Here is a 5,096-nt window from a genome sequence, read left to right as displayed (position 1 = left end):
GTTGCTGAATCCTTCACAGGAAGTCTGCGGATTGGAAAATTTAAGGTCCATCATCGGTTTCAGGGAAACGCGGATATCATCCACAAAGTTGCCGTTATCAGGAGCGGTGGAACTCTGTGGCCGGAACCCGATCCGGTAAATCCCGGAAGCTCCTGTAAAGGTGTAGGTCCCCTGATTGACAGACCATGCCCCCGTACTGGACGGCAAAGCACTGTTGCTGATTATATCCACTACATTCTGGTTTCCATCTTCAATGATCATGGCTGCCTGCTCCGTACTGCTCGTTCTTGCCCGGTGCCGGAAATAATAATTGATATCATCCCCTGTCGTAAGATACATATTCTGGTACATCATGGCATTGGTAAATGCATTCAGTTCCACGAAATTGGTTCCCTGGGCAGCCGGTACTCCGGTATTCGAGGTTCCCCATACTTTAATGGGATGACAGTTGCCTACCCCTCCCGGTGCACAGCTGCCGGACTGTACCAGTTGTGTAGTATACCAGGGCCAGGTAACTTCGGTGCCAGCATCAAGAATGCCGTTCGATGTAAAATTGGTATCCAGATAAGCTGTGGTTCCATTGGAAACCCCGAATTCCAGACCCGGGTTGACAATAATTCTTGTTTGTGCCGATGCATACTCGGGCATCAACGCAGCAAGGCACAGGGCTGCAGCGGCATAGAGTGATCTTGCCCTGAGTCCTGTTGAAAAACAAATAGAAGTTTTCATAAATAATAAATGTGTTATAGCATGTTAGTATAAGGGTACAGTAAGTATATCCGCAGTATAAAACTGCAGCCATCTCAAAGCATTAAAAAAAAGGGAATGGACTAAGTAATTCTCTTTGTTATTTTATAAGGGTTTTTAAAATATTTTTAATCTGATATGTTTTCATGGGGTTATTAAATTTATTATGTATAGAATATCGATCTCGCATAAAAGTAAACAATTACAGTGCCAAAGACCAAAACTATTTTAATATTTTCAATCAAATTCCGTATTTATACGTAAAAAATAAATATATTGTGGTATATTAATTAATAATATTAACTATTTAAATAATTATGATTAATAAAAATAAAAGCATAAAATGATGTAGCTGTTTTTCAGTAGTATAGAATGGTAAATCCATATAAAGATCGGAAATACTTTTATAAAACTTTTATGATAAAAGCCATCATTCCGTAAATTGTTGACAGGTAATGTTTTTCCACAGGAAGTGAAAAAATCAGATGCCGTTTTCAACGCTGAAACGGATTAACGAAATCTTCATTGGAGATAAATACCAAAATACCAGGTCCAGGCAATGAGGATAATCTGCATGGGTATTCTTTCCCGGTAAAGATAATCCATTCCCGGGCCTGAATAATCTGCTTTGAACAGGTTGATGTTCTTTCGGGATGAGTTGATATTGGCCACAAAGACCAGGATATAGAAGATAATCAGTAAGGCAGCGGTGATCTCCCGGCTTTGGGGAAACATAAGACCGATTCCCGCTGCGATCTCAATGACACCCGTAGCATATACCCAGAACATTTTTGCCGGAATATATTCCGGGATCATCATCGCCATTCCTTTCTGGAACCTGAAGTGTGCGAGTCCGGTGAAAGCAACAAATGCAGCCATCCCCAGATTTCCGGAAAACAAAAAGTTCCATTCGCCCTGAAAAATCCTGGTCGCGATAAGTCCCAATAAAAAAGCGGCAAAAAGAATAGTGAGTAATTTCATAAGTATCGGATAAGACGATGATCGGCCGTCAGTATAAAACTACGGTAAGTAATAAATAAACCAAAGCTGCGGATCGTTAAAAGCTATTCCTGTCATATGATTTACCCTGTTCCGCCAGCTGTCTTACGATCTCAAGGCCTTCGGTAAATCCCTTTTCCAGCCTGTCGTGCCAGTTTTTATCTGCCTGCACTTCAATATGTAGTTTTGTACGGCCCTCGAAATCAATCAGCAGATACCTTTCGTAAAATCCGCTCCATTGCATGACGTCCCTGCTCCGGGTATCTTCGTTCCCTTCCTTATCCACAGTTCCCAGATGCTTGAAGACCACATGATCCGGCTGCTGCAGACTGTCTATGGTAGAGACCATTCCTCTGCCTTCGGCATTCAGGAAATAGGTCTTTCCTCCTACCTGCCAGTCTGATTTCATTTCGGATCCTTTTTCAAAAAACTGCGTCCATTGCGGATATGTTTCGTTTCCCCACAATACATCCCAGACTGCCTGCCTGGGAGCATCGATTACTTTTTCATAAGACAGTGTTTCCATATGTATTGTATGATATAAAGTGACAACTCCTGTTTTCAGAGTTGGTTTTCAGATAGGTTTTTAATGATTCTCAGTGCGTTCGGATACTTTTCTTCATAAAAATTCCTGAATTCCTCTTTGGTGCTGATGTTTGCCCTTAGCACAGTGCCTTCCTCGTTTTCTTCCAGCAGATAGTCTTCTTCGGCAGCTCCCCAGTCCATCGGGGTTTCCACACCGTCAAAAATTTCACCTAAATGAATGAGCTTCATCTCCTGTGCAGGGATATGCTTTTCCACCCGGCTGTACATTCCGTTGTTATGGGAGTCAAAGAATTTCATGATGCTTCCTTCCTCCCAGTTTCCCTGGTAAAAAGACCCTTCGTTCAGCGCTGTCGTCCACTGCCTGTAGGAAATGTCGTCCCAAAGTACACTCCATACCTTTTCAGGCTCTGCATTGATCATGATTTCAAATTGTAATTGTTCCATTGTGATGTAATTGGTATCCAGGAGCGGCTGCTGTTAAAGCCGGCCTCCTGTCTTTGTGTAATAATAGTATAAGCTGTATCTTTTTATCTTCCCGGGTATCATCCGCCTACGAAGTCACCGCCGTTGATGTGGATGACCTCTCCGGTAATGTAGCTTGCTTCCTGCGAGGCTAGAAATACGTAAGCCGGGGCCACTTCAGAAGGCTGTCCTGCTCTTTTAAGGGCGGTATCTTTCCCGAAGGTGGACAGATCATCAAAAGTTTCTTTTACCAGCGGTGTCCAGATCGGGCCCGGTGCTATACCGTTCACCAGAATCTTTTTCTCTGCAAGGTTGGTTGCCAGTGACCGCATGAAGGTTAAAATAGCCCCTTTGGTTGCTGCGTAATCGATGAGATGATCACTGCCCCGGTAAGCCGTTACGGAAGTAGTGCAGATAATACGGCCTCCTTCCACGATCAGCGGAAGGAAATTCCTGGTGAAGGAGATCATGGAAATAATATTCGTATCGAAAGTTTCCAGGATCTGCTCGTCCGTAATTTCTTCCAGGCTGTCCCTGGAAGTATGGATTCCTGCATTGTTTACGAGAATATCAAGATTTCCCCATGCCGTCTTGATCTTTTCTGCGCAGCCGGATCGGAATGTTGAATCGGTAAGGTCACCCCTGATGACGATGCACTGTTGCCCTTCCTGTTCTACCAGCTTAAGGGTTTCCTGCGCATCATCGTCACTTTCTTTATAAACGATGGCTACATCTGCCCCTTCTCTGGCAAAATGAACTGCTACGGCCTGCCCGATTCCGCTGTCACCACCGGTGATCAGCGCCTTTTTACCGGCCAGTCTCCCGCTTCCCTTATAATCTTCTCTGATAATTTCGGGTAAAACCCCTTCCTCCGGAACTTCCGATCTGGCGTCTGCCGTATTCTGTGTCTTCATCTGTCAATCTTTTCCGTACCTATATCAAACAGCAAGCCGAAACAGCCATTCAGGGTATTAAACCGGCAGAATATAGTGCATTGATGTACGGCATGATCCCGGTCAGATTACCGTATGAATTGCAAAGTTTTTGATCTTCTGCAATACATTGTAGGCTTTATCCTTGTAAAGCGATTTACAGGAATCCTTCAGGTTTTATCCGGAATATCACCCTCTTAAAACAGGTACAATTCATCGGGGCAATACCGGTAAAGGTAAATATCCAGCCAGACGGAACGGGTAGGATCCGGGTCAACAACAGGGCACCTCAGTTCCCTGAAAACTAGGTTTTAAACCGGCTTCTGCTGTTGCCGGGTTATGATCAGAGCAGGTATTTCTTAAGACCTTCCATGATCCCCTGCCAGAGGGTATTGAAAAAGCTTTTTTCAGGATCCCGCTCTTTTTCCACCTCCACATGATCCGGCTCTCCCTTGGAATCATTTTTAATAAAGATATTGGCAATGGCGCTCAGCAGCTTCCGTTCTTTTCCTGTATTTTTATTCATTAAATTCACATGCATGTCACTGTACCGGAAAAAGAAATTGCCGCCGATCATTTTGCTGTTCCCGGTATAATCAAATTTCATGTAATGGATGGTTCCATCCAGGCTTACATTGAGATAAGGCCGCACGAAAAGATTGGCGTTATCTACGGACAGGTCATTGATGATTCCTTTAATGGCGTACCTGTCACTTTTATCAGCCACATCAAACTGCCACTGGACCCGGGTATCGGCATCCCCGAAGAATCTGAACCTGGAGTCTACTTTTATCAGGGTAGGCCTGCCTTTCATCTTTGCACTGTTGACGTTATCAATGGATGCACTGAAGTTTTCAAAAGTGATCTTTCCCGGGATCTGGGCCTTTTCCGCCACTTCCTCATAAGCCAGCCTGGAATTCCTGATGTCTATCTTCCTTACAAAAAGGGGGAACTTCACATCGCGGAGCTTCTTGCTGAACATATACCTTGTTTTCACATCGTCCGGCGGTGCAAGATCATGGTAGATGTTACAGTTGATGCCGTCGACGATGATGCGGTCCAGGTCAATATTCGTATTTTTTCCGATGATTGAATTCTTATCTGCGATATCAACGGATTTTATTCTGATCGTGTAGAGGTCTTCTTCCACTGCAATCATCCGGTTGAATTGGGCACGCGAATATTTCGGAAGGAATGCAAAATCTGTGAGACGGGTTGTTTTTCCGGTATTTTTGATTCCGGCGACTTTAAGCCGGTAATATTTCCCGGCATCCACATCAATATTCCCGGCTGTAACCAGACGGTTCCCGATGTGCAGGGGCATGGGTTCTTTCATGATGTTCCTGTCAGTAGAAACTGAATGCAGCCTGACATCGAATTTCCCGACTTTCATTTTGGTTTTTCCGCCTG

5 protein-coding genes and 1 pseudogene are annotated in these 5,096 nt (G+C 44.2%); all 6 read right to left on the bottom strand.

The features are described from left to right. Nucleotides 1-729: hypothetical protein (locus QZ735_RS05745; RefSeq protein WP_294245443.1), on the bottom strand; the 729-nt coding region annotated here is incomplete at its 3' end. 540 nt (nucleotides 730-1,269) lie between these two features. Then, nucleotides 1,270-1,728, bottom strand: coding sequence for a hypothetical protein (locus tag QZ735_RS05740; RefSeq protein ID WP_294245440.1), 459 nt, complete (start codon nucleotides 1,726-1,728; stop codon nucleotides 1,270-1,272). 76 nt (nucleotides 1,729-1,804) lie between these two features. Beyond that, complete coding sequence (locus tag QZ735_RS05735; RefSeq protein WP_294245437.1) at nucleotides 1,805-2,272, bottom strand: SRPBCC domain-containing protein; 468 nt, start codon at nucleotides 2,270-2,272, stop codon at nucleotides 1,805-1,807. A gap of 35 nt (nucleotides 2,273-2,307) precedes the next feature. Then, nucleotides 2,308-2,736, bottom strand: coding sequence for an SRPBCC domain-containing protein (locus QZ735_RS05730; RefSeq protein ID WP_294245436.1), 429 nt, complete (start codon nucleotides 2,734-2,736; stop codon nucleotides 2,308-2,310). A 98-nt stretch (nucleotides 2,737-2,834) separates the two neighbouring features. Beyond that, entirely contained in the window at nucleotides 2,835-3,668 is an 834-nt protein-coding gene (locus tag QZ735_RS05725) for an SDR family oxidoreductase (protein ID WP_294245433.1), read from the bottom strand. Between the two features lie 361 nt (nucleotides 3,669-4,029). Further along, nucleotides 4,030-5,096, bottom strand: a pseudogene (locus tag QZ735_RS05720) (hypothetical protein); the annotation flags it as partial.

This window comes from uncultured Chryseobacterium sp. (assembly GCF_913776365.1).
Taxonomy (GTDB): domain Bacteria; phylum Bacteroidota; class Bacteroidia; order Flavobacteriales; family Weeksellaceae; genus Chryseobacterium.
Note: the sequence above shows the minus strand (reverse complement) of the source record. Positions and strands in the feature narration are given on the sequence as shown.